Genomic DNA, 25,728 nt, shown 5'->3' with positions numbered 1-25,728 from the left:
TTATCCTTTGGCATGGAGGCCGTGCGAAGGTAAGATACAACTATAATTGTGCACCAAACACCAGAGAGACATTTATTTTCATGCGAGCATTGTACGCTGTAGTACGAAAATGTACCATAAGAAAGAAGTTGTACCTTCACTAAGAAGAAATGCCCGGTGTATCATGGAACAGCTACCTAATCACAGAGAAATGTAAGCGCTTGATAAAAAAAAGGGGGGTACATATGCAGCTCCTATGGTCCAAATTTTCACCCGTGTTCCGCCGCTTCCTCATTTCCTATCTTGTCATTCTGATGATTCCTCAAATTGCGGGATATGCCTCTTATCGAGCTTCCATTGAAGCGGCCCGCTCCAGCTCCATTGAGAACAGCTATAAGTCGCTGAGTCTCGGCAAAGAGATTATTGAGCGAAATCTTTTTCAAGTCGAAGCCTTTACTAGACAGCTTGCCGTCAATCCGGATTTGCAAAATTTAATTACTGGCCCGAAGCCGCATGATCTCTACAATGTCTACGGCATGAACCGCATGCAGCGCAGCCTCTCCATGTACAGCAGTACCAATGAATACTTGTCCCATTTCTTCATTCACATTCCAAACTACAATGCCATTATCACACCAAGAACCGTATATTATCGTCCAGAACATTATTATGCTGCCAATCAGCTGGACGGTATGTCGTTTGAACAGTGGTATGACCAAATTTTGAAACAGCCGCACTTTAACGAGATCATACCGCTTCGAAACTATAAACGTGAAATCGTCGGTACCGTGCTTGCAGATGTTCCGGCCATCACATTTCTGCAATCTCTTCCTCTGAACAGCTTCAACAAACCGCAAGCGACAATTGGTGTCATGATTGATCAGGATAAGATGGCGAGCCTTACTCAAAATATTGTGGATCAATATGGCGGCTGGACTCTCGTCACCGATGCAGAAGGACAGATCATTTTCTCGCTAGGCATTGATCAGGCCGAGGCCAAGCAAGTGGCACAAAGTCACCGGATCGAAGGTAAAGCTGCCGAAACGGAGCAGAATGCAAAGAATGTGCAGAACGTGCAGAGCGTTCAGCCTGGAAGCGATGATCGACTGCTGATATCGATTCAATCCAGTCAAAATGGATGGAATTACATGGCAGGCATTCCCGAGAAAGCACTCATGACCAAAGCGGACCAGATTAAACAAGTCACACTGGCCTTTACTTTGGCAACGATTGCCCTGGGATTGTTGTTCGGGCTGGTTCTGGCTTATCGGAATAGTGCCCCCGTGTACAAACTGTTGGCCACTTTCCGTGAACACATTACTGATTCTCCCGGCAGACGGGGCAATGAATATGATTTTTTGGCAAGCCATATTAACAATCTGATTGCAAATAATGACTCACTTACAAATGCGATGAATGAGCAGATTCCATTATTGAGAGACGGTTTTATCAAACGTTTGTTAACCGGGGAATTCTATACCTCGACTGAGCTTGAGGTCATCTCATCACAGGCACACATTTCACTTCATAGCAGCAAGGGCTTAGCAGGTTTGGTGAGAATAAACGGCTATGCCAATCCGGACAGTGAAGAGACGATTCATGAACTGGGCGTCGCAAGGCTTCTCGTCAAGCAGGTACTTACAGAGTGGAATGCCCAGGTACTGATTACGGATTGGGGAACGGATCAGATTGCTTTTGCTTGTCCATTGGATGCAAATCCACTGAATGAAGCGATGCGAAGATGTGAACAAGAGCTGAATACTTTAATGAAAGTGATCTACCGGGAGCATCGGATATCCACAACAATTGGCACAGGTGCAGCTTACGAGGTCTGGAATGATGCAGGGCGTTCCTTTGACGAAGCCAAACAAGCTCTGGATTATGCCATTCATATGGGAACAGATCATCTGGTGAGATTTGAAGATACGGTGAAGGAAAATGAAATGTTCTATTATCCGATTGAGTCTGAACAGCGCCTGCTGAACACGATCAAAGTCGGGGAGCCTGAAGAGGCGATACGTATTCTGGAGCAATTGTTTCTTCGTAATTTAGAGGAGCGAGAACTGTCCTACGAGATGACACAGCAGTTCATCATGGAGCTGAAGGGGACCTTTCTGAAGCTGGACGAACCAAAATTCAAGCTGGATGCCTCCCTGCTGGAGGAATATAAATCTCGGGTGACATCCATTCAGATGACAGAAACGATCACTTCGCTGCGTGCAAAATTCAAACGGTTAACGGAAGACATCTGCGGTGATTTCCAGAGAAGAAGAGCAAGAGCACATGCGGATACAGTAAACGAAATGATTTGTTTTATCCAACAACATTATGGGGATGCAAACTTGACGATCTATCGGATTGCCGAGCACATGAGCAAGTCCGAGAAGTTTATATCCCAACTCTTCAAAGAACATACCGGAGAGAATCTTTCCGATTATGTAGAACGGGTACGCATTGATGCTGCCTCGAACTTGTTGCACTCCACTGGTCAGACCATTGACGAGATAGCGGAGGCCACCGGGTATAACAGTGCACATTCATTCCGCCGAGCTTTCAAGCGGGTACGCGGCATTTCTCCGAGTGTATTTCGGAAAATGGACGTTCATAGCGGTTAATGTTGGCTGTTTCTCGGGAACTATATTCGCTTTTTGTACTTTCTCAGCGTAACTGTACCTTTACGCATCCCCAGCGCAATCTTATGATTACACAAAAAGTAAGCGCTACCAAATTGAGCTGGAGTTCAGCACGATTGGGAGCCAAGAATGGGGGGATGATTCTGAGAACCACAATGACCAGTGAATCAAAGTCCGTGGAGAAACCAAGTAAACCGTTTGCCTTGAAGCAAGCATTATCCAGAAGCTGGAGGCGACATTGGCAGCTGTATCTGCTGATCCTGCCACCGATTGCTTACTTTATTATTTTCAAGTATGTACCCATGGTGAATGCGGTCCTGGCATTTAAAGATTACAACGTCATCAAGGGGATCTGGGGCAGTCCGTGGGCCGGAACCAAGTATTTCGAATTACTTTTTCAGAATCCGGCGTTTGTTATGCTGATCAAGAACACGCTCTACATTTCGTTTTACAGCCTGATCGTTGGTTTCCCGATTCCTATATTACTGGCGCTGGCGCTGAACGAAATCAAAAACATACGATTCAAAAAAACAGTACAAATGGTGACGTATGCTCCATATTTCATCTCTACCGTTGTTATGGTCTCCATCATTATGCTCTTTCTGTCTCCTAGGCTGGGTATTGTCAACACGATTGCAGGTGCCCTTGGTTTCGAAGCGGTGAATTTTCTCGGTGAGCCTGGACTGTTTCGATCCATCTACGTATTCTCCGATGTGTGGCAGGGAATGGGGTACTCCGCTGTGATATATCTGGCTGCTCTGGCAGGTGTTGATCCATCCCTATATGAAGCCGCCAAAGTGGACGGAGCCAACCGAATACAGAAAATCATTAATGTTGATCTGCCTGGACTACTTCCGGCAGCCGTCATCATTCTGATCCTGAGTGTAGGGAATATCATGGCTGTTGGGTTCGAAAAAATATATTTGCTGCAAAATCCGCTCAACCTGTCTGCTTCGGAGATCATCTCCACGTATGTCTATAAAATAGGATTGCTGAATGCCAATTACAGCTTCGCTACTGCGGTTGGCCTGTTCAACTCGGTGATTAACCTGATTCTGTTATTAATCGTAAACGCGGTTGCCAAGCGACTGTCCAATACAAGCTTATGGTAACGGGAGCGAAAGGAGGAGAATCAACCCATGCCTAACACACAGACAAATGCAGGTCGTTCGCGGATCAAGAGCAGCAGTACGATTCGTGAATCCTGGGGAGACCGCGTATTTATAACGGTTGTTTACTTCATGCTGACAGTGGTGCTGATTGCCGTGCTGTATCCCTTGATATATATTGTGAGTTCTTCGCTCAGCAGCCCTGCTGCCGTCTCCTCGGGAAAAGTCTGGTTGTGGCCCATTGACCTGACGTTTGACGGTTACAAGTCTGTATTGCGGAATGATCAAGTCCTTACCGGGTATGCCAATTCCCTTTTCTATACAGTCTGCGGCACCTTCATCAGCGTGGCACTGACCATTATGATTGCTTATCCATTATCCAAAAAAACGTTTGTTGGCCGCAGCTCGTTAATGATGTTTATTACCTTCACCATGTTGTTCTCAGGCGGTTTGATCCCTACCTATCTGGTGGTCAAAACCATGGGACTGATTGATACCCGCTGGGCGTTGCTGATTCCCAATGCCGTCTGGGTATGGCAAGTCATCATTGCCCGTACCTTTTTTCAGAACTCGATACCGGAAGAATTGTCCGAAGCAGCAGACATCGATGGCTGCAGTGACATCCGGTTTATCTTCAGTATTATCCTGCCACTCGCCAAACCGATTATCGCCGTGTTGTCACTTATGTACGCTGTCGGTCAGTGGAATGCATACTTTGACGCCCTCATTTACCTGAAATCACAGTCGCTCTATCCGCTACAGCTGATATTGCGCAGTATTCTTATTCTGAACAGCAGTACGGGGAGCATGGATGCATCGGAAATGATCAAACAGCAGCAGATGGCTGAACTCATGAAGTATTCGTTAATTGTGATGGCCAGCTTGCCGGTGCTAATCATCTATCCTTTTGTTCAACGGTATTTCGTGCAAGGTATGTTGATTGGCTCAGTCAAAGGATAAGTTCAATTCTATTATAATTGAGGGAGAGGATTGTATTGAAAAAAGCGGGATTCATCATTCTTGCCTGTATGCTGTTTACCTCGTTGGTACTTGCCGGATGTTCAAGTTCTGATAAGGGTAACGGGGAAGGCAGCGATCCATCAGGCAAGACGGCCATTAATGTGTTTGCCCACCAGGGTTCGGATACCAACCTGTCCACTAACAAATTCACGAAGAAAATGGAAGAGAAGTTTGATATTCAGTTCAACTGGACTACGGTTCCATTCGACGGTGCAGCGGAGAAAAGACAGATTTCACTGGCTTCCGGTGATTACCCGGACTTGTATCTGCTCATCCCTTGGGTAGATCGTTTCTCCCAGACAGACTTGTTGAAGTTTGGTCAGCAGGGGGTTATTTTGCCGCTGAATGATCTGATTGAGGAGCATGCTCCTAATATTAAAAAAGTACTTGAGAGCAATGACTATTATCGGGCCATGAACACTGCTCCTGACGGAAATATCTATGGTCTGACGGGTCTGAATGAATGTTTTCACTGTTCATACCCAAACAAGATGTGGGTCAACACCAAATGGATGGAACAACTGGGCCTGACCGAACCCACGACGACAGAAGAATTTAAGGAAATGCTTCGGGCATTTAAAACGAAAGACCCGAACGGGAACGGTAAAGCCGACGAAGTACCGCTAAGCGGTTCGACTGAAAATTTCGGTGTGCACATTATTCCGTACTTGATGAACGGTTTTATCTATGACGACGATCGGAATTATCTCATTGTCAATCAGGGGAAAGTGGAGACCGTAGTGAACAAACCGGAGTGGAAAGAAGGGCTTGCCTATATTAAATCACTGTACGATGAAGGGTTGATTGATCCAGGGGCATTTACCCAAAACGTCGGGGCCTTCAAAAAAATTGGAGATAACGCTGATGCACAGCTTCTCGGTGCGGGAGCAGCGATGCATCCATCATTATTCGTAACCACTGCCGAAGGTTCTCCTTACGGGAATGATTACAATCCCATCCCTCCATTGAAGGGACCCCATGCTGCTTATGCTACGTACAACTATCCGATTGATCCCGGAGCGTCTTTTGTACTGACAAACAAAGCCAGTGAGGAAACGCAGATCGCGGCCATAAAGCTGCTGGATTATCTCTATACCCAGGAAGGAACCATGGCATCATATCTGGGAGAAGAGGGCGTAAGCTGGCGCAAACCACAAGAAGGAGAAGTGGCGCTCAATGATCAGATTGAGCCGTTATATAAAGCCATTCCGCTTCCTTCTGGAGAAGAACCTCGTAATGACAGTTGGGCTGCATTGAGTCAGTACAATCATTATCAGGCATATCGGGACTCCGAAGTACAAGGGACAGACATCTATGCCAATGATGGTGGTGAGCGACGTCTCTATGAGGCGACATTGTTAATGGAGGGCAAGGAACCGAAAGAGATTTTCCCTCATTGGGCATTGTGGGTAGATCCGTCCCAAGCTGATGAAGCCAGCATGATGCAGACCAATCTCAAGGATTACATCGATCAGAACGCCCTGCAATTTATTACAGGAGCCAAAAGTCTGGATAAGGATTGGGATGAATATGTGAAAGGCCTGGAGGGACTGAACATTAATCGATATCTGGAGATTATGCAGTCTTCCTATGATACTTCTTCCGTTTCCAAATAATTAAAGTATCTGAATCATACAGAGCGGGAAAAGTTACTGCCTGTATTTGCACAACCAAACGCGTTCCCGATTCGCAGTCAACATATGCGAGCCGGGAACGTTTTTTATTGATATAGATTATATCGTAATATCATTGCATCCTTCTTAAAATTCAGTGATTGAACCTGTCCTGCAAGCCAAACGTTCACAGGACAGGTTCAACGGCTCATGCACATTCCCTTAGTTTAGTACATGCGGTATCTTCCGCTTAGAGCGAGCATGCTGAAAAAATACAGGCAATTGTCGTAATAACGTCGCTCTCCCTGACGCAGAGGTGTGTTCCAGAACTTGTGAACGAATGTGTCAGCATGTGGACCGTCCGCAGCCAGTGAAGCCATGGCATTGGTAGCCAGCAAACCTACAGGATGCAGTGAAGGTTCGTCAAAAGGTGCACCCTCAATGGTATAACGACGATAATCAGAAATTTCAATATCACTGAAGAAGGACTGAATCCGATTGGATTGTTCGATCTGCCATTGATCCTTGCGGAACCATTCCCAGTCCAGCGCAATATTTGCAGCAGTACGATAGGCATCACTGTAAAAATGCCTGAAATCCCCATGTGGCTGTATTGGAGCCGGAGAGCCGTCATAGTTCGCATATTCAGGTGAAAGTCCGGTTACAGGATGGCAGGCCGTATGCAGGTATGCCCGACTAGCGTCAGCCGCTTCTTTCCAAAAAGCCTGATCTTCTTCATCCGCATATTTGGCGAATAGTTCATAGAAATGAGGCAGATGGTAGGACGGGTCGCTAAACGGTGTTTCTGGAATGAATTTGATCAGTTTCGTTTCCGGGTCCCACATTGGGTCACCTTCGCTGTCTTCACCCTGATGTATACAGGCACGAAGGATCTTGCGGGCTTGTGCCTTGTAATCATAAGGTTCAGCGCCATCGCCCCAGCGGTTGGAGGCGAAAAAAAGCGCCATGGCAAAAAACTCCTCACCATCAGGAGCAGGTCCTTGCGAGAGTCGGGTGCCGTCAGGCTTGCAATGCCAAGCGAAGTAATCTTTGTATCGACCCTCGGTATGCTGCATAAAAGTGTGGGAGAAATTCCAGATTCGATCAAATTCTTCCTTCTTGTCCATCTGAACAGCCATCATCATGCCATAGGACATGCCCTCAGAGCGAACATCGAGATTACCAGTATCCAGCAAATATCCCTTGTCCTCTCCCATGGGGTAATATATTCGAGTATTTTCATCGCCATAAAACAGCTCGTTCCATGTTTCTTCCAATCTGCTCATAATCTCATTCTCATCGTAGCCTAGCTTCAGAAACAGATTCGTATAAGTCCTCGTATCTAACGCGCCTTGACCCGTGATATTCATGAGTTTCCTCCTTTACCAATGCGGTTTTTCAAAATTATAACATGGAAATAGTATACAAATTAAAGCGTTTACATGAAAAATTATAGGTGTTCTGATCTGCATGTTATTGTACTCAACTTAAAATGATATAGTGGTTGAAATCCTATACTTTGCCAGGTTGTTGTAAAATTATGTAAGCGATACACTTTGGGAGAAGGGTCACACCTGATCTAATCATAATACAAGCTGTGATCCTTTAAATGTGGTTTGAGGATGATCAGAAACTAGCCGAAAGGATGTGATGGTGATTTATGCTCCAGGATTCAGAAGATGCAGGTGAAAACACGGAATTCACTGCACCGCGCGATCCAGTTGGAGTGACAGCGTCGTCAGTCAAGCCCGCAATTGACTTTGAATCACATGGATATCGCGACATGATTGGCCGGTCTCTTCTGAACAAAGGGAATAATGTCAGATTAAAACGAGCCATTGAGAAGGCAAAAAACGGTGAACCTGTCGTTATAGCTTATATTGGAGGCTCTATTACCCAAGGTGCTGGTGCAATACCTATTCATCTCCAAAGTTACGCTTATCGGTCGTATGAGTCGTTCAAGTTTATGTTTGCGCTTTCAAAAGAGAGTCCGATTCATCTGATTAAAGCAGGTGTAGGAGGAACTCCTTCGGAATTGGGGATTGTACGTTATGATCGTGATGTGTTAAGGGGAGGTACTGTTCAGCCGGATATTGTCATAATCGAATTCGCAGTTAATGACGCAGATGATGAAACCCAAGGTAAATGTTACGAGAGTCTGGTGCTCAAAGCACTTGCTGCCGATAACAAGCCAGCGGTCATCTTGTTATTCAGTGTATTCGAAAATGACTGGAATCTGCAGGATCGTCTCGCTCCGGTAGGCTGGCATTATGATCTGCCAATGGTAAGTGTGAAAGATGCTGTCGTAGATCAGTTCAACAAGACAAAAGATGAGGGCAACATTATTTCCAAAAAGCAATTTTTCCATGATATATATCATCCGACTAACACGGGGCACCGAATTATGGCCGATTGTTTGGAATATTTGTTCGACATGACGAATCGTTCGGAATGGGATGAGCAAGATCATGATATTGAAAAAGCTCCGCTAATTGGAAATGAATTTGTTCATGTGAAGCTGTTGGATCGGACAAACGGCAGTAACATTGCCCGAATCGATGCAGGCTCTTTTTGCAAAACGGATACGGATCTGCAGATGGCTGAGATGGATGCTCATGACTATGGTACACCTCAGTTCCCCAACAACTGGATGCATTCAGGAGAGGGAAAAGAGTCTCAGAGCAGCTTTAAGATAAGTTTGCAGTGCAAACGCCTCATTCTGATCTTCAAGGATTCGGGTAACGACGAATTCGGAACCGCACATATCAGGGTAGATGGGGTAATTGTCCAAAAAGTCGATCCGCGTAAGATCAACTGGACCCATTGCCATGCCACACTTCTGCTTAATGAAGAGCATGTTAAGGAGCACTCCATCGAGATCGAAATGGCGGAAGGTCATGAACATAAATGCTTCACCATTCTGGGTTTTGGCTATGTGGATTAATTGAAGACTGATAGTCATTCATATGTTCGGAGGAAAAGAGAATGAAATTGATCTCATCAGCAGTAACGGGATATGACCAATATCGGGAGAATATACCACGTGGAGTCATGGAGACGGTAGAGTATCCTTCCAGGACGGTTGGCAATTCCCGTAAAGCGATGGTGTACACCCCACCAGAATTTTCTTCGACAACGATGTATCCTGTACTTTTTCTTTTGCATGGGATTGGTGGAGACGAAACCGAATGGCATACCCATGGTTCTCCGCAAATTATTCTTGATAATCTGTACAGCGATAACTTGCTTGAGCCGATGGTTATTGTTTTCCCCAATGGTCGCGCAATGACGAATGACCGGGCCGAAGGAGACTTGTTTGAACCTGAAAAAATCAAAGCATTTGAAAGATTTGAATCCGATCTGCTGAACGATTTGATCCCTTACATGGAGTCGAACTATCCTGTGCATACAAGCCGGGATAAAAGGGCGATTGCTGGTTTATCCATGGGCGGAGGTCAATCCTTAAATATCGGATTAAGTAATCTGGACCATTTCGCATGGATCGGCGCTTTCTCCGCAGCCCCGAACACCAGAGAGCCGGAGTTACTTGTCACCGATGTTACGAAAGCGCATTCATTACTCTCGCTGTTGTGGATCTCTTGCGGTGAGCAGGACAATCTTATAGAGATTAGTCTCGGGGTTCACCGATATTTGGCGCAACAGGGAGTACCTCACATCTGGCATGAAGAAAGTGGGGGACATGATTGGCCCGTGTGGAAGAACGATCTGTATCTGTTCACGCAACGTTTATTCAAGTGAATGTGCTGAAGAACATTCATATCGGATTGTAGCATCAACCAAATCTATTAAAATATCAGGAGGTATTATTCTATGTTCAAATTCGGTAAAAAATTAATGACTGTTGTTCTTGCAGCTTCCATGAGTTTTGGTGTCTTCGCAGCTACATCCAGCGCTGCAACAGATTATTGGCAGAATTGGACAGATGGTGGAGGAACGGTCAACGCCGTTAACGGATCAGGCGGGAATTACAGCGTGAGTTGGCAAAATACCGGGAACTTTGTTGTCGGGAAAGGGTGGACATATGGCACACCTAATCGGGTAGTCAATTACAATGCCGGTGTGTTCGCTCCTTCAGGTAACGGCTATCTGACTTTCTATGGTTGGACTAGAAACGCTCTGATTGAATATTACGTGGTGGATAGTTGGGGAACGTATCGTCCGACAGGAACGTATAAGGGAACGGTGAATAGTGATGGTGGCACATATGATATCTATACAACGATGAGATACAATGCACCTTCCATTGATGGTACGCAGACTTTCCCTCAGTATTGGAGTGTTAGACAGACCAAGAGACCGACGGGTGTCAATTCTACCATTACGTTCAGCAATCATGTGAATGCATGGGCGAGCAAAGGCATGTACCTTGGAAATAGTTGGTCCTATCAAGTGATGGCAACAGAAGGTTATCAAAGCAGCGGTAACGCAAACGTGACAGTTTGGTAAAAATGATGTAATGCCGTTCAAGGTCTGCACCTGCATTTGAGTTCAATTTTCCGGAAGCGTTGAGGATCGTTATTTACCAGACTAACGGACCTCGACGTTGCCGGATTCAAGCTTAGCAAAGGAGAATAATTGAATGAGGAAGCTGATATGGTTAACTTTAATCGCAATGCTTGTTAGTCTAAGTGCTTGTTCAGCGGGTAATTCTGAATTAAACGATGGCTTGGTATTTGTCGAAGGAGGGGCTTTCAAGAGCAGTAAGCCGAGTCAGATTAATAAAAATGAAACGCTGGACTCCTTCTATATTGGCAAATATGAAGTGACTCAAAAAGAATGGATGGAAATTATGGGGGAAAACCCGTCTGGCTTCAAGGGAGATGACCTGCCCGTTGAAATGGTCAGCTGGTATGACGCAGTAGAATACTGTAATCAAAAAAGTATAAAAGAAAACCTGAAACCTTATTACAATATAGACAAGGACAACCTGGACACGAATAATCACAATGAAAACGACAATATCAAATGGAATGTAACGATCAACGAAGGCGCCAACGGTTACCGTTTACCTACAGAAGCAGAATGGGAATACGCTGCAAGCGGAGGCCAAAAGAGCTTAGATTACACATACAGTGGAAGTAATAATCCTGATGAAGTTGCTTGGTACTGGATAAATGCCGGCGACAAGATTCTGACAGGTGACTGGAGCTGGCCCGCTATTGAGAGCAATCGTAATCAAACCCAAAAAGTCGGAACTCAGAAGGCGAATGAGCTAGGAATCTATGATATGTCTGGGAATGTGAGAGAATGGTGTTGGGACTGGTACAGCGATCCGGAGAGTCCACAACAATCCTGGCGAGTGGTGAAAGGCGGAGGCTGGATTGGTGGTGTAAATAACAATGAAATAGCATTCCGAGGCAAATTTGATGCAAATGGTTTTGGGCCTGATCAAGGATTCCGTATTGTGCGTGGAGAATAAAATCTCTTGCCTGTTAGTGGATTACTTCTGAGCTCGACCTATAATTTGTCGGGTGAAAACCTATAGTTTATCAGGTTGTTGCGCAAAAATGTAAGCGTTACACTTGTATTGTCATTCCCGGCGCTTCGTTATAATCGGAGCGTTCTTATAATACGTCTGATAGATTCAATTCTAAGTTATCGATTAATGACGATGAGACTGGTGAAAATGTTATTTCTTATACAATTGCATACATCTTCAGATCCTGAAGTTCTCCAAGTTGTGCGAGCAGACAACAATCCTGCTGTTGTTCTGCTGTTTAGCGTTTTCGGATCAAATGAAATCTACCCATAGATATAGATAAAATACATGCAGCTGATCACGGACAAAAGAGAGGTGAGCTAATGTACAAGGTCATTGTCGCGGATGATGAGCCGTTTATGCTAGAAGGATGGAGAACGATGATCGACTGGCGAGCTTGTGGATATGAACTCTGTGGAACGGCAACGGATGGGGAGGAAGCACTTGCTTTATTCAACTCGGTTGAACCCGATCTTGTCGTCACTGATATTCAAATGCCTGTTATGGATGGTCTCGGTTTGATTCACACCTTGCGAGAAGATCTCGCTTATACCTCTAAAATCGTTATCGTTACAGGATACTCCGATTTTAATTATGCCAAGCAAGCCATACGGTATCAGGTCGATCAGTATGTGCTTAAACCTCTTGTTCCAGAGGAAATTCATCAAATCCTTATGGAAATGATTGAACCTCTGGACAAACGTAGAAATGAGCAAAAACAGCAGCATGAAATCATGGTTACAGATGAAGCCCATGAAAATCATCTTAATGAATATCGAACAAACGAAGAATATGATTTAGAGCAAATGATGAACATCTCCAAAGATATCTTGGCGTCGATTGAAGCCGGAGACACTTTTTCCATCGATAATGCAGTGAGTGCATTGCTAGAGAAGAGTGAGACAGCAGAAGTTTCATTGGAATGGATACATCATGTCATCCGATATATCCATGGGGAGTTGCTACGGAAATATGGAAAAAGAGAGGTTTACAGAGAAATACTATGTGAAAAAGAATGGCATGAGGCTGCGAGTTGGACTTCTGGCACATTACAAGACCTGTGTGTTCGACTGTCCGAGCAACTTTCCCAGTCTGAATTGAAGCAAAAGTCGCGTACAGGAGGGCTTGTTGCAGAAGCAGTGAATGAATTGAAGCAACACTATCGAAGCAAAATTAAATTACAAGATGTAGCTAATCGTATTCACGTGAATTCTGCCTACCTGGGTCAACAGTTCAAGCGGGAGATGGGAGTCAGTTTCATTGACTATGTGCACAAGCTTCGAGTTGAGGAAGCCCGTAAACTCCTGCGACGCACCAATATGAAGATCACTGAAATTGCATTCAGTCTGGGATATCATGATGCTGAATATTTCACCCAAAAATTCAGAGCGCATACAGGGGAGCTTCCATCCGTCTATAAAAACAAAAACCAAGGGTGATCATATGCGTCATAAATTCTGGATGTTCCGTAAGGTTAATGATATTCCTCTCCGATCCAAATTTCTGCTTATTTATGTACTTAGTATTCTCCTTCCTGTAATAACGATTAATATCTTCTTCTATCAACGAACCTCTGCGGATATCAAGATTAGAGAACAGGAAAATCTGCGCAAATCCATCGACAGGGCAGCGGGGGAACTGCTTGGTATGATTGATGAGAGCGTTGCTCTGAGCCGAATTATTGCAGCAGACGATTCGCTCTACGAGGCTTTGGATCGGACCTATCCTTCCCCCGTCGATTATTACAACGTGTACCATGCATTTCTGCGAGATAAATTAACAAGGTATATGTCAGCGAATATTCTGGAGGTGCGTATCTATACGGATAACGATACCATTCAGACGGGCAGTCACTATATCGTGATGAAAGACAAGAATGTACTTCCTGGATTGAAACAGCTGAAATCCACCAGTGGAGGCATTCTTGTCGTTGATTATGTTGAGCCGTCTGGATTTAACGCGGGAAGAAGGATCAGTGTGATTGGCAAAATGGATACCTATACTTCCTTTGCCAATTACAACAAGTATTCCAAGATTGATCTGGAACTTAGCCGGGTGTATAGCATTTTAAATCGTGAATCAGACAGTCTTCAGCTGCGTCTGGTCGATAGCAACAATCGAACTGTCGTTTCAAGTGGGGAATTCAGCGAAACCGACTTATCCAACCCGGATAACAATTCAACAGCCAAGGAATCTGGCAATTCTGCTTATACGCTCGAGAAGTCATTGGGGAATCTAGCGTACCTTAAGGGTTGGAAATTGATTGGAGTTGCCGATACGCGTCACCTTGACCACCTGTTGCAAGAAGCTTTCAAATCCATTCTGGGGTTACTGGCAATAAGTATTGTAGTCCCCTCTGTGTTGATCTACATTATTTTGCGTTCCTATCACTATCGGATTCGCAAGCTATCCAGACATATGGAGAAGGTTCGCAATGAACGATTCGATCTGATTGAAATTCAGGAAGGCCGCGACGAAATCGGCGGGCTTATTCGTACATTTAACATCATGATTGGTAAAATTCATACGCTGATTAATGATGTATATAAACTGGAAATCCGTCAAAAAGATTTGGAGTTGGATCAAGTAAGGACCGAATTGTCCATGCTCCAGAGTCAGATGAATCCCCATTTTTTATTTAACACATTGAATGCCTTGCTGGTCGTTAGTACGAAGAATGGATATACGGAAGTCATTGAGATTATTAAAAGTCTGTCCATGCTGATGAGACAGTTGCTCAGTCATTCGGACAATCTGATTCCCTTACAAGAAGAACTGCAATTTACGAATCTTTATCTCCAGATTGAGAAGTTTCGCTTCGGGGAGCTTTTTGATTATACCTTCGAGGTTGATCCTGATGCTGCTTCGTTGCTCATTCCCCGCATGAGTATTCAACCGCTCGTTGAAAATGCATGCAAACATGGCTTGCAGGCGCGAAAAAATGGAAGACAGATCAAGATAACGGCGAGACGCAACGCTTCTGAACTGGTTATTCAGGTGATCGATAATGGAATCGGTATGGATGCAGGGAGACTAACGGAGCTTTTGAGAGATATTCGTTCTGAAAGACCCAGGAACGGCGAGCATGTTGGACTCCGCAATGTCTACCGCAGGTTAGAACTCTTTTATGAAGGAAATGCGATATTCGATCTAAGCAGTGTACCAGGAGAGGAAACCATTGCAGGATACCATATACCGATCTCCAGGCTGGAACAGAGGAAATAGGAGGTAATCTCTCATGTATAAAGTATTGTTAGTCGATGATGAACCGTATGCCATTGAAGGGTTACAGCTTCTGATCAATTGGGAAAAGCATGGATTTGAAATCAAAGGCGTGTGTGCCAATGGTGAGGAAGCCATTCGTATGATACAAGAAGATCAACCTGATCTCGTGGTGACAGACATTCGTATGCCTGTCATGAATGGGCTGGAACTTGTGGAAGAAGCACGACGATTGGAACATGAATCTGTGCTGTTTGTCATCACGAGTGGATACAGTGACTTTAATTATGCGAGGCAAGCTATTCGATTAGGTGTCTCCAACTATTTAACCAAACCCGTTGACAGTATAGAAGCAGAGGACATGTTGGTCCGTCTCCGTATGCAGTTGCAGGAGCGTGAAAACCAGGAGCGTATTCGGGAACATGCAAACGAGCAAAGGATCAAAGCGTTTTTGTCCGCACTGATTAAGGATAAGCAGAATATATCGGAGCAGGAGATGTCGGAAATCCTTCCTCGTTTGAACAAGTCCCATTGGGCATACCTGCGGATAGCTTTTCAGGGAGATATTCAGGAAGCCTGTTCCGTAGCCGAACAAACGGCTGACGTAACAACTTGTTGTTATGTGATAGACAGAACAAGAGACTCATTGGGACTGGTATGGGGGGAACAAGCGAATGATAGAGATGGGACATCTGAAGCAATTAAAGCTTTTGCCCAGCATTTGATGAACAACATGCAAAATAACGGCTGCGAAGATATTCATATCGCGGTTGGTTTAACGGTCAACAAAGTGGAGCTTTTATCTGAATCCTTCCGCTCCGCTCAGGAGGTTGGGCGTTATTTGTTTTTTAATCAAAAGCGCCTTTTGTTTGCTGAAGAAATTCAGCTGGAGAATTGGCAGTTTGATCCGGAAACGCTATCAGAGGTGGACCATATTAGCGAATTGCTAGAAAACGGTTCTGTCGAGGAACTCTCGAGTTCCATTCGTAGTGCCTTTGAACTGTTTATACAGATGAAGGCTGTGCCAGAGATTGTACATATTTTCTCTACACACATTATATTCCGCGGACTGTCCCTGTGTAGAGAATTAGGAGGAGAACCTAATGCTCTAATGAACGAATTGGCAAGCGGAATTCTGGAGAAGGGCCAACGAAATATAGAAAAGGTTGCTAACAATCTGGAACATTTCTGTTTGCAATGCAAGTCAGAACTGGCTATTTTCCGGGAAAGGCAACTTGGAGGCATTCAGGCGACGGTTGCTGAATATGTGCAGATGCATTACAGAGAGACATTTACAATCCAGGAGCTCGCAGAGCGATTCTACGTGAATCCAGTCCATTTAGGGCAGTCCTTTTTGCGAAAGTACGGAAAAGGTGTAATCGAGGTAGTACATGATCTGCGAATGGAAGAAGCGAAGCGTCTCCTTCAGCAGACGAATCAGACATCAAGTGCGATTGCAGAGCAGGTAGGGTACCGCAGTTACCAGCATTTTCTCAGACATTTCGAAAAACGTACAGCCATGAAACCTTTAGAATACAGACAAAAGTATGCGAATTGATCTTTGAAAAAGAAGAACCCCTCCTGAATAAGACCTGCAATTACAGGGGGGTGGACCTTAAATATATATATTTTGTAACCGCATACATTTCTTCATACTAAAAACAGTAAGACATACCACTTCCAAGGAGGGCAAGTACATGGGGGGACTTAAGAAAAAGAAGCTTTGGGGTTCCGTATCACTCGTTCTGGCTTTAAGTTTGGCACTTGCAGGATGCAGCGGTGACAATGAGAAAGCGACTACACCGGATGGGAAAGAGGTACTGAACATCACCGCCTTTATCGGGACGCCAAATCAGGCGCCAGCTAAAGATAACCGGATCTACAAGAAGATCCAGGATGAGCTCGGCGTCAATCTTGAGATGGAGTTTCTCGTGGGTGATCTTCAACAGAAGCTCGGCGTTATGATTGCCGGTGGTGATTTCCCTGACTTGATCACAGCAGATACCAAATTGGTATCAGCCGGTGCGGTTATTCCGCTCGAAGATCTCATTGAAGAGCATGCACCTAATCTGAAGAAGCATTTCGGTAAAGACTGGAACCGGATGAAAGACTCCAGTGACGGACACATTTACTGGTTGCCTAACTATGGAGTGTATACAGGGGAGTTCATTAGTAACTATTATTCTGGTCCTGCATTCTGGATTCAAAAGTCCATACTGAAGGATGCCGGGTACCCGACTCCTAAAACGTTGGATGATTTCACGAAGTTGATCCGTGATTACGCAGCCAAGAATCCAACGATTGATGGTCAACCGACGATTGGTTTCACGACATTGGCTTCGGACTGGCGGACGTTCCCTTTGCTTAACCCACCTGAACATCTTACGGGTCACCCCAATGACGGGGGCGTAGTCGTAGATGATAGTGGAGTGGCAACCGTTTTTGCCGACAAAGATATCTCCAAACGCTACTATAAAGAACTAAACAATCTGTACAATGAAGGATTGCTGGATAAAGAAGCCTTTGTTCAGAACTATGATCAATATCTGGCCAAAATTTCTTCGGGACGTGTGCTTAGTATGTTCGACCAGCACTGGAATTTCCAAGCCGGCGAAGACCCACTTGTAGCACAGGGCAAAATTGGTCAGACATACGTAGGCTTCCCGCTAGTCTATGATACAAGTATCACAGATCACTATCTGGATCGTCCGGTCATTAACTTGAACAATGGTTTTGGTATCAGTAAAGATGCCGAAGACCCTGTCGCACTCATCAAATTCCTCGATAAGCTTATGGATGAGAAGTACCAGAAGCTCTTGTCATGGGGTGAAGAGGGTGTAGACTATCAGGTGAATGAAGAGGGAAGATTCTATCGTACACCAGAGCAACGTAAAGAGCAGGATGATCCGGCATGGAGACTGGTTAACAAAGCAGAAGGTTTCTATGCTGCAGCACCAAAACTCGAAGGAACATTTGAAGATGGTAATGCCATTGGAGCGATCAACCAACCTGAGGAATTCTATGACAACCTCAAACCGGAAGATAAAGAACTTCTGGATGCATATGGCTTCAAAACGTGGAGTGACTTCTTCTCTCCTGCACCAGAAAATCCAGTGTACTATCCAGCATGGCAAGTCGATCTGAAAGAAGGCTCTGATGCTGCGGTAGCGAACAAACAAATGACAGACACTTCATTGAAATTCTTGCCTAAAGCGATCATGTCAAAACCGAATGAATTCGATAACATTTGGACTGAATATGTGGACGCTTACAAGAAAATCGATATTAAATCCTATGAAGACCGAATTAATGAACAACTGAAATGGAGAATCGAGAACTGGTCTGTTAAATAAAAAAATGCGGCAATGATTCGCTCGGAAGGTATTTACTAGGGAATTACTCAGGCGAGTACCTTCCGGGGTATCATGCATAAAGTCGCTGCAAGCCAATAGGAGGAGTGAAAGATGGCGAACACGCCTGGAGCCATACCAGAGCAAACTACCCATACAGCCGTTGTCAAAACACCAATGTTAAAACGGTTGCGCGGACAGAGACAACTGATGTTCATGTCATTACCCATCGTTGCGTACATTCTTGTATTCTCGTATTATCCCATTTGGGGCTGGGTTATGGCCTTTCAGAATTACAGTCCTGCCAAGAGTTTCACCCAGCAGGAATGGGTCGGGCTCAAACACTTCAAGTTTTTGCTAACTGACGATGCATTTCTTAACGTGCTTCGTAATACCATTGCGATGAGTGTAATCAATATGGTGCTCGGATTTGCGACAGCCATTATATTTGCCATTTTACTTAATGAGATCAAGCATAAGTTCTATAAACGAACCATTCAAACGATATCTTATTTGCCTCACTTTCTCTCATGGATTATCGTGACAGGCATCGTGGCAAGTTCACTGTCTGTAGACGGCGGAATTGTCAATGTGGTGCTCATGAAGTTGAACATCATTCAAGAACCTATCATGTGGCTTAGCGTTCCGGAATATTTCTGGGGCATTGTAGGCGCATCTCATGTGTGGAAAGAAGTAGGCTGGAATGCCATTATTTATCTGGCGGCCATTACGTCTATCGATCCCTCGCTCTATGAAGCGGCAGAGATCGATGGTGCGAACCGATATAAGAAAATGCTGTATGTGACCTTACCCGGAATCAAATCCATTGTTATCATTTTGCTGATCATGAATATGGGCTGGATTCTGGAAGCTGGATTCGAAGTTCAGTATCTGTTAGGTAATGGTGTGGTTGTCGACTGGTCACAGACGATAGATATATTTGTCCTGAAATACGGACTACAGATCGGAAATTACTCTTTAGCTACCGCAGCAGGAATATTCAAGACAGTGGTTAGTATTACGCTGATCTTTGCGGCGAATTCTATTTCCAAACGGCTCGGGGAAGACCGATTAATATAAGGAGGACTAGAGATGGGAATAAATAAATCTCGGCTTGAACCGATTGTCTTCCATACGTTAAATGGTATACTGATGATCGCCATCGCGATTGTTACCCTGTATCCGTTTGTGAATACACTCGCCGTATCATTCAATGCCGGTAATGACACCATCCGGGGTGGGATTTATCTGTGGCCTCGGGTATGGACAGATCAAAACTACAGAGCAGTATTTGCAGGAGGGACCATCTTCAGCGCCTTTGGTATATCTGTGGCGAGAACGGTTTTGGGGACAGTCTTAAGTCTATTCTTAACCTCCATGCTGGCTTACACACTAAGCCGAAAAGATTATATATTACGAAAGCCCATTACCATTATCGTTGTTCTTACGATGTATTTTAGTGCAGGTCTTATTCCAACTTACTTCCTAATGAAAGATTTGCATTTGTTAAACAACTTTCTGGTGTACATTATTCCTGGGCTGATCAGTGCCTTTAATATGATTGTTATTCGTACCTATATCCAGACACTACCCGAGGGACTAATCGAATCGGCCAAGATTGATGGTGCTGGAGATTTCAGAACGTTCATATCCATTATTCTACCACTGTGCCAACCGGTACTGGCTACTGTAGCATTGTTCATTGCAGTCGGCCAATGGAATTCTTGGTTCGATACGTTTCTGTATGCTTCTTCCAAACAAAACCTGAGCACTCTGCAATATGAGTTGATGAAACTATTATCTTCTTCGATGAATTCCAACAGCAGCGCAGCTGTTGCCAATGGAGCGGATCTTGGCGCCGCGCGCAACATGGTCACACCCGTATCTATTCGGGCAGCCATTACAATTGTAGCCGCATTGCCGATCTTGGTTGTATATCCATTTTTGCAGAAGTATTTCGTTCATGGCTTGCAGCTTGGAGGGGTAAAAGAGTAAACTTAATGCAGTTCCAGATAACCGATCAAAAACGGTCACCAGGGTGACCGTTTTTTCATGTTTTTTTAACGGAGGGCCCAGTATGTCAATTGCACACGAATTTAACTTATTCAACAATGTTGTTGACAATTAAATTAAAGTTACTATAATTTATATTTACTTGATTCACCAGTCAGTCTCTTTTCAGGGTGCCACTGCGCGAGAATGCCCTCTATCAAGAACTGTCCAAAGCGCCTAACCATCCCGAGTTCTTACCATTTTATCAAGGAGACTGAAGAGAAAATGAAAGTATTAATCGTGGAAGACTCCATTTTCGTACAGAAATTGCTTACAAAGCTTATTGTTGACCATATTCCAGAATGCGAGATTCAGATTGCTAACAATGGAGAGCAAGGTTACAACCTATTTAAGGAGTTTCAACCTGATTTTATAACCACCGACCTGCTGATGCCTGGTCTGAACGGACAAGAAATGCTTCGAATGATTCGGGAAACGGATAGCAAAGTCAAAATTATTATTCTATCTGCAGATATTCAGAAGACAACTAGGGATGAAGTCGAATTGTTGGGTATTTCTGGATTTTTGAATAAACCGTTAACCGCGGAAAAGGCAACGACCATGATTCAACTCATTCAGGCGGCCTATCATGCTGAATGATTTACAGAAGGATTTGCTGACTGAACTTGTGAACGTTTACGTGGGACAAGCGGCTAACATGTTGTCGGAGATTGTAGACAAGCGTATAGTTTTGAATATTCCGGAAGTGGAACTAATCTCCATATCCGATGTGGACCCTGGAGATCGAAGATACAATATTTTCTTTAGTGAAGGGCATCTGTTCAGATCCTCTTTACAGTTTGGATATGAATTTCAGGGAAAAGCATTTCTGATGTTTCCTGTAGAGCAGGCTAAAGTATTGGCCAACATCTGTCTTGGAGAACTGGGTGAGAGCGTTATAACGGAAGATCCGAACCTAATGGACACGGATTTGGACGTTTTGAAGGAAGTTAGCAATGTTCTGCTTAACGCCATTATTGGAGAATTCGGAAATTTCCTGGAGATCAAACTGGAATACGTCCTGCCTGATATTGAACTGATCTATGTCACCAATTCCGATCAACAAATATTGCTTCAGAATGAAGTCTATGTCCTGGTTTTACATACCTCGTTTTTACTTGCCGATACGGATGTGACAGGGATCATTGTCATAGCATTGAGTATGAACTCCATATCAAGCCTGCTTGCCAAAATGGACGCTTTGTTGGAGGCGGATAATGGATAATCTTATTTCACAAGCTTTGAACAAAGCACATATGGGAATCATGATCGTGGACAGACATTTGAAAGTTGTAGTGTGGAATGCCTGGTTGGAACGCATTACGGGCAAGAATGCGGAAGAGGTAATTGGCTTGAATCTGCTAGAGGTCTGCCCACGGTTTAAGTCGAACATGTATCTGAATATTTTGCAAAATGCGCTGTATCATGGACAAAGCAGATTTTGCTCAAGCGCTTTACATAAGGCATTCATTCTTCCTAATGACGGAGAGGATGGGCAATTATTCAGACAAAATATGCATGTTGAACCGCTCTATCATGAAGATCGCAGTTATGCGCTTATTCAGATTACTGATATGACAAACACGAACACCCGTGTATATAAACTTAAAAATCTGATCAAAGAACTGGAGACGGAGTACGCCAAAATCAAAATCTCCGAGAAGATCAGCAAACATCTGTCTCTGCATGATCCACTTACGGGTCTGCCTAATCGTCTTGCTTATAATGACCGTCTTGCCTGGGCGATCAGTAATGCACAAAGAAACAATAGTAAACTTGCGATTATGTTTGTGGATGCTGATGGGTTTAAACAAGTGAATGATACATATGGACATCATGTTGGTGATCAAGTGCTGCTGGAAATGGCGAAGCGATTAAGCGAATCGATTCCAAGTGCGGATACTGTAGCACGGCTTGGCGGGGATGAATTTATCATTTTAAGCCATCTGAAAGATGATCATGATGCTGAAATTATCGCCAAAAGATTGGAAGCTGCATTCAGTACCCATTTCAAAATTGCAGGAAACTACATCAACCTTTCGATGAGTATAGGTATCAGCCTGTTTCCCAAGCACGGACAGGAGCCTTCCGAACTACTGAGACATGCGGATGGAGCCATGTACAAGATTAAAAAGAATGGCAAGAACGGATACGGGATTTATGAACCTGAAAATGCTTAAGAAATCTAAAAATGTATTTTAATAAAGTTGCTGCAGTAGCAACTTTATTTGTCTATACAATTAACATAAGAAAAAATATGTTTTTCCATATGAATTACATTTTTTACATAGGAAAATGCGAGAGTAGTTACCGAGTATGTAGTAATCAATTAACCAGTGATACATATAAAGGAGTGCACAGATTGAATGAAATAGATGGTGCGATAATCGCACTTTTGCTGTTCAGTTTCTATATTCTATTACTGTACGGAATGCCGATCATCTTAATCATCGTGGGGTATTTTATATTTAAAGGTTACAAGAAGCGCAGGGGTGTGAGGACGAGCGATAATTCGGTGGCTCCTGATGGTAAGCAAGCTAATATTAAACCATAGAATTAACGTTGACACTACAACATTGAAAGGGACCAGAGTATGGCCCTCTGGTGAGCTGCTGATATAGCGGCTTTTTTTATTGCCAATCGCTAAATTTCCTAGCCCAGAATAAAAATTCGTCAGCTTCGAAATTTATCATTAAACACCTCTAATGCCGGGATAAGATTGTGATAATTCAAGTTAATTTTGTTCATTTAAATGCCTAAGAGATTACAGTACACTGAAATAACATACAAACGGAACATACTAAACATGAGAAGAAATGTGAGGAATTATTATTCGTTGGAGGTTTTAACGTGAAGACCAAAAATATCTGGTTTAATCAACCTGCTAGAACATGGGAAGAGGCATTGCCTATCGGAAATGGAACTCTTGGAGGCATGATTTTTGGGAAAACACAGATCGAGAGAATTCAGCTTAATGAAGATAGTCTGTGGTATGGTGGTCCGATGCAGCGGAATAATCCTCAAGCCCTTGACTCTTTATCTCAGATCAGAAACCTGATTTTTGATGGCAAGATTAGGGAAGCAGAAGAACTCGCAGCGGATACTCTGGTAGGTGTACCTGACGGGCAAAGGCATTATGAGCCATTAGGGGACTTCTACATCGCTATGGATCACAGTGAACAAGAACCGAATGAATATCACAGACATCTCGATCTGGAACAAGGTAAGGTAAGCGTAAATTATACCGTAGATCAATCCAATTATACCCGTGATTATTTTGCCAGCTACCCGGATCAAGTACTCGTGGTTCATCTCAAATCCAGCGTACCTGAAAAGTTATCTTTCTCCACTATTTTTGGCAGAGGAACTGTTCTGCAATCAACACACTGGTCCAGTAGTCTTAAACATCCTGTTGGGTTCCAATCCAATCTGGACCGGATCGAAAAGCGTGGAACGAATGACGTGATCATCCGGGGAAGAAGTGGGGGAGAAGAAGGAATTCGATTTTGTTGCGCGATCCGCCTTATATCTGAAGGGGGGCAGATTCATTATTCAAGCGGTCAGCTTTCTCTGAAGGATGGTAATTCAGCGACTATTCTAATCTCGGCTTGCACGGATTTCCGAGTACCCAAGGAACAACTTGAAGTGGAGTGCCTCCGAAGAATTGAGGCCGCTTCAACCAAGCCATCCAGCGAACTGCTCGCCAATCATGTCTCGGACTATCAATCCTTATTCAAAAAAATGGATATACATCTCGAAGATGAAAATAAAGATGTGATATGTTCCGAACTTCCAATCGATCAACGCCTCGCACGGCTTAGAGCTGGTAAGCATGATCCGGAACTGATAAGTCTATACTTTCAATTTGGTCGTTATCTGCTTATCTCAAGCAGCCGTCCAGGTTCTTTACCGGCAAATCTCCAAGGGATATGGAACAAAGACATGCTTCCTGTATGGGATAGCAAATATACGATTAATATTAATGCACAGATGAATTACTGGCTTGCAGAGAGCTGCAATCTGTCTGAATGTCACGTACCATTGTTTGATTTTATAGAGCGACTGCAAGTTCGAGGAAAGGAAACCGCTAGAACCATGTACGGATGCAAGGGATTCGTTGCTCATCACAATTCGGATATCTGGGCAGACGCTGCACCGCAGGATGTATGCATGACATCGACGTTTTGGACCATGGGAGGAGCATGGCTTTCATTACATCTATGGGACCACTACGAATACAATAAGGATGTTCAATTTCTCAAAAAGGTTTACTCCACGATGAAAGATGCGGCTATGTTTATTCTGGATTATCTAATAGAGGATCCTTCCGGCAATTGGGTGATATGTCCTTCGTCCTCACCGGAAAATCGCTATATATTAGATAATGGAGAGTCGGGGGCTTTATGTTTTGGTGCTTCAATGGACAATCAAATTATTAGAGAACTCTTTACGCGTTGCATTGAAAGTACCCAGATATTGCAAGAAGATCAGGAATTCGGAGAAGAACTCCGTAGTGCTTTAACCAAAATACCGGAGACCTCCATTGGCAAACATGGCCAGATCCAAGAGTGGAGTAACGATTATGATGAAATGGAACCTGGACACAGACATATTTCCCATTTATTCGCTTTGCATCCTGGAACGCAAATTACGTTGCAATCAACGCCTGATCTGGCCAAGGCAGCTCGTGTAACACTCGACAGAAGACTGGAACACGGTGGCGGACACACAGGATGGAGCAGGGCGTGGATTCTCAATATGTGGGCACGATTAGAGGAGTCGGAACTTGCACACGATAACATCGTGGAACTTCTACGTTCCTCCACGTTACCCAATCTGTTTTGTGACCATCCTCCATTTCAAATTGATGGGAACTTTGGATGTACTGCAGGGATAGCAGAGATGCTTCTCCAGAGCCATAACGAAGTAATCAGATTGTTACCTGCTTTGCCAGCAGCTTGGCCAAAAGGATATATTCGTGGTATTCGGGCTCGTGGCGGATTTGAATTAGATCTGGAATGGGAAAATGGTCGTCTGTTAAATACCAGAATTCGCTCTATTGCAAAATCAAGAGTTACCTTATCCTATCTGGACCAAAAGATAGAATTAACCTTTCCTGGCCCCAATGCTATAATCGAATTAAAAGGGAATAAATGGAATAATAAATAAGAAGTTACCCATTACCTGAGCGAATGCCGGCTGACAAAATAGCCGGTATTCGCTCTTTTTATTTGCTGAGATAAGATATAG

The 25,728-nt window shown here is 44.0% G+C and carries 20 protein-coding genes; 19 read left to right on the top strand and 1 reads right to left on the bottom strand.

The window, feature by feature from the left end:
* Positions 1 to 224 precede the first annotated feature (224 nt).
* The 4 genes from AB4111_RS01690 to AB4111_RS01675 all read left to right on the top strand — a co-directional run bounded on the left by AB4111_RS01690 (position 225) and on the right by AB4111_RS01675 (position 6,357).
* Positions 225 to 2,594, top strand: coding sequence for a helix-turn-helix domain-containing protein (locus AB4111_RS01690; protein ID WP_442029931.1), 2,370 nt, complete (start codon positions 225 to 227; stop codon positions 2,592 to 2,594).
* 275 nt (positions 2,595 to 2,869) lie between these two features.
* The gene (locus AB4111_RS01685; RefSeq protein ID WP_091034906.1) at positions 2,870 to 3,724 is read left to right on the top strand and encodes an ABC transporter permease; all 855 of its coding nucleotides are present in this window, start codon (positions 2,870 to 2,872) and stop codon (positions 3,722 to 3,724) included.
* A 27-nt stretch (positions 3,725 to 3,751) separates the two neighbouring features.
* Complete coding sequence (locus AB4111_RS01680; protein WP_442029929.1) at positions 3,752 to 4,681, top strand: carbohydrate ABC transporter permease; 930 nt, start codon at positions 3,752 to 3,754, stop codon at positions 4,679 to 4,681.
* 68 nt (positions 4,682 to 4,749) lie between these two features.
* Positions 4,750 to 6,357, top strand: a complete 1,608-nt coding sequence (locus tag AB4111_RS01675; protein ID WP_442031551.1) for an ABC transporter substrate-binding protein — start codon at positions 4,750 to 4,752, stop codon at positions 6,355 to 6,357.
* 224 nt (positions 6,358 to 6,581) lie between these two features.
* Here AB4111_RS01675 and AB4111_RS01670 read toward each other — a convergent pair whose 3' ends face one another.
* Entirely contained in the window at positions 6,582 to 7,724 is a 1,143-nt protein-coding gene (locus tag AB4111_RS01670) for a glycosyl hydrolase family 8 (protein WP_442029927.1), read from the bottom strand.
* 290 nt (positions 7,725 to 8,014) lie between these two features.
* On the opposite strand from AB4111_RS01670, the gene AB4111_RS01665 reads away from it, so the two are divergent.
* From AB4111_RS01665 to AB4111_RS01595, 15 genes are all read left to right on the top strand, one after another.
* Complete coding sequence (locus AB4111_RS01665; RefSeq protein ID WP_442029925.1) at positions 8,015 to 9,298, top strand: SGNH/GDSL hydrolase family protein; 1,284 nt, start codon at positions 8,015 to 8,017, stop codon at positions 9,296 to 9,298.
* A 41-nt stretch (positions 9,299 to 9,339) separates the two neighbouring features.
* Positions 9,340 to 10,113: an alpha/beta hydrolase gene (locus AB4111_RS01660; RefSeq protein WP_442029923.1), complete on the top strand. Its 774-nt coding sequence runs from the start codon at positions 9,340 to 9,342 to the stop codon at positions 10,111 to 10,113.
* A 72-nt stretch (positions 10,114 to 10,185) separates the two neighbouring features.
* Complete coding sequence (locus AB4111_RS01655; RefSeq protein ID WP_278295165.1) at positions 10,186 to 10,821, top strand: glycoside hydrolase family 11 protein; 636 nt, start codon at positions 10,186 to 10,188, stop codon at positions 10,819 to 10,821.
* Positions 10,822 to 10,954: 133 nt separating this feature from the next.
* Complete coding sequence (locus AB4111_RS01650; protein ID WP_442029920.1) at positions 10,955 to 11,794, top strand: formylglycine-generating enzyme family protein; 840 nt, start codon at positions 10,955 to 10,957, stop codon at positions 11,792 to 11,794.
* Between the two features lie 383 nt (positions 11,795 to 12,177).
* Positions 12,178 to 13,293: a response regulator transcription factor gene (locus AB4111_RS01645; protein WP_442029918.1), complete on the top strand. Its 1,116-nt coding sequence runs from the start codon at positions 12,178 to 12,180 to the stop codon at positions 13,291 to 13,293.
* Between the two features lie 4 nt (positions 13,294 to 13,297).
* Positions 13,298 to 15,079, top strand: coding sequence for a sensor histidine kinase (locus AB4111_RS01640; protein WP_442029916.1), 1,782 nt, complete (start codon positions 13,298 to 13,300; stop codon positions 15,077 to 15,079).
* A 13-nt stretch (positions 15,080 to 15,092) separates the two neighbouring features.
* Positions 15,093 to 16,634, top strand: a complete 1,542-nt coding sequence (locus tag AB4111_RS01635; RefSeq protein ID WP_442029914.1) for a response regulator transcription factor — start codon at positions 15,093 to 15,095, stop codon at positions 16,632 to 16,634.
* 139 nt (positions 16,635 to 16,773) lie between these two features.
* The gene (locus AB4111_RS01630; RefSeq protein ID WP_442029912.1) at positions 16,774 to 18,429 is read left to right on the top strand and encodes a sugar ABC transporter substrate-binding protein; all 1,656 of its coding nucleotides are present in this window, start codon (positions 16,774 to 16,776) and stop codon (positions 18,427 to 18,429) included.
* Between the two features lie 174 nt (positions 18,430 to 18,603).
* Complete coding sequence (locus AB4111_RS01625; RefSeq protein ID WP_253442575.1) at positions 18,604 to 19,506, top strand: ABC transporter permease; 903 nt, start codon at positions 18,604 to 18,606, stop codon at positions 19,504 to 19,506.
* Between the two features lie 12 nt (positions 19,507 to 19,518).
* Positions 19,519 to 20,421 (top strand): carbohydrate ABC transporter permease, encoded by a 903-nt coding sequence (locus AB4111_RS01620; protein ID WP_253435691.1) that lies wholly within the window; start codon positions 19,519 to 19,521, stop codon positions 20,419 to 20,421.
* 282 nt (positions 20,422 to 20,703) lie between these two features.
* Positions 20,704 to 21,078: a response regulator transcription factor gene (locus AB4111_RS01615; RefSeq protein WP_442029910.1), complete on the top strand. Its 375-nt coding sequence runs from the start codon at positions 20,704 to 20,706 to the stop codon at positions 21,076 to 21,078.
* On the top strand, positions 21,068 to 21,703 hold the full coding sequence (locus AB4111_RS01610; RefSeq protein ID WP_442029908.1) for a chemotaxis protein CheC: 636 nt from the start codon (positions 21,068 to 21,070) through the stop codon (positions 21,701 to 21,703). Before AB4111_RS01615 ends, AB4111_RS01610 begins: the two co-directional genes overlap by 11 nt.
* On the top strand, positions 21,696 to 22,658 hold the full coding sequence (locus AB4111_RS01605) for a diguanylate cyclase domain-containing protein (protein ID WP_442029906.1): 963 nt from the start codon (positions 21,696 to 21,698) through the stop codon (positions 22,656 to 22,658). The genes AB4111_RS01610 and AB4111_RS01605 overlap by 8 nt, the downstream gene beginning before the upstream one ends.
* Positions 22,659 to 22,840: 182 nt before the next feature.
* On the top strand, positions 22,841 to 23,032 hold the full coding sequence (locus AB4111_RS01600) for a hypothetical protein (protein WP_442029904.1): 192 nt from the start codon (positions 22,841 to 22,843) through the stop codon (positions 23,030 to 23,032).
* 296 nt (positions 23,033 to 23,328) lie between these two features.
* The gene (locus tag AB4111_RS01595) at positions 23,329 to 25,647 is read left to right on the top strand and encodes a glycoside hydrolase family 95 protein (protein WP_442029902.1); all 2,319 of its coding nucleotides are present in this window, start codon (positions 23,329 to 23,331) and stop codon (positions 25,645 to 25,647) included.
* Positions 25,648 to 25,728: the final 81 nt, after the last annotated feature.

Source organism: Paenibacillus sp. 2KB_22 (assembly GCF_052115745.1).
GTDB lineage: Bacteria > Bacillota > Bacilli > Paenibacillales > Paenibacillaceae > Paenibacillus.
Note: the sequence above shows the minus strand (reverse complement) of the source record. Positions and strands in the feature narration are given on the sequence as shown.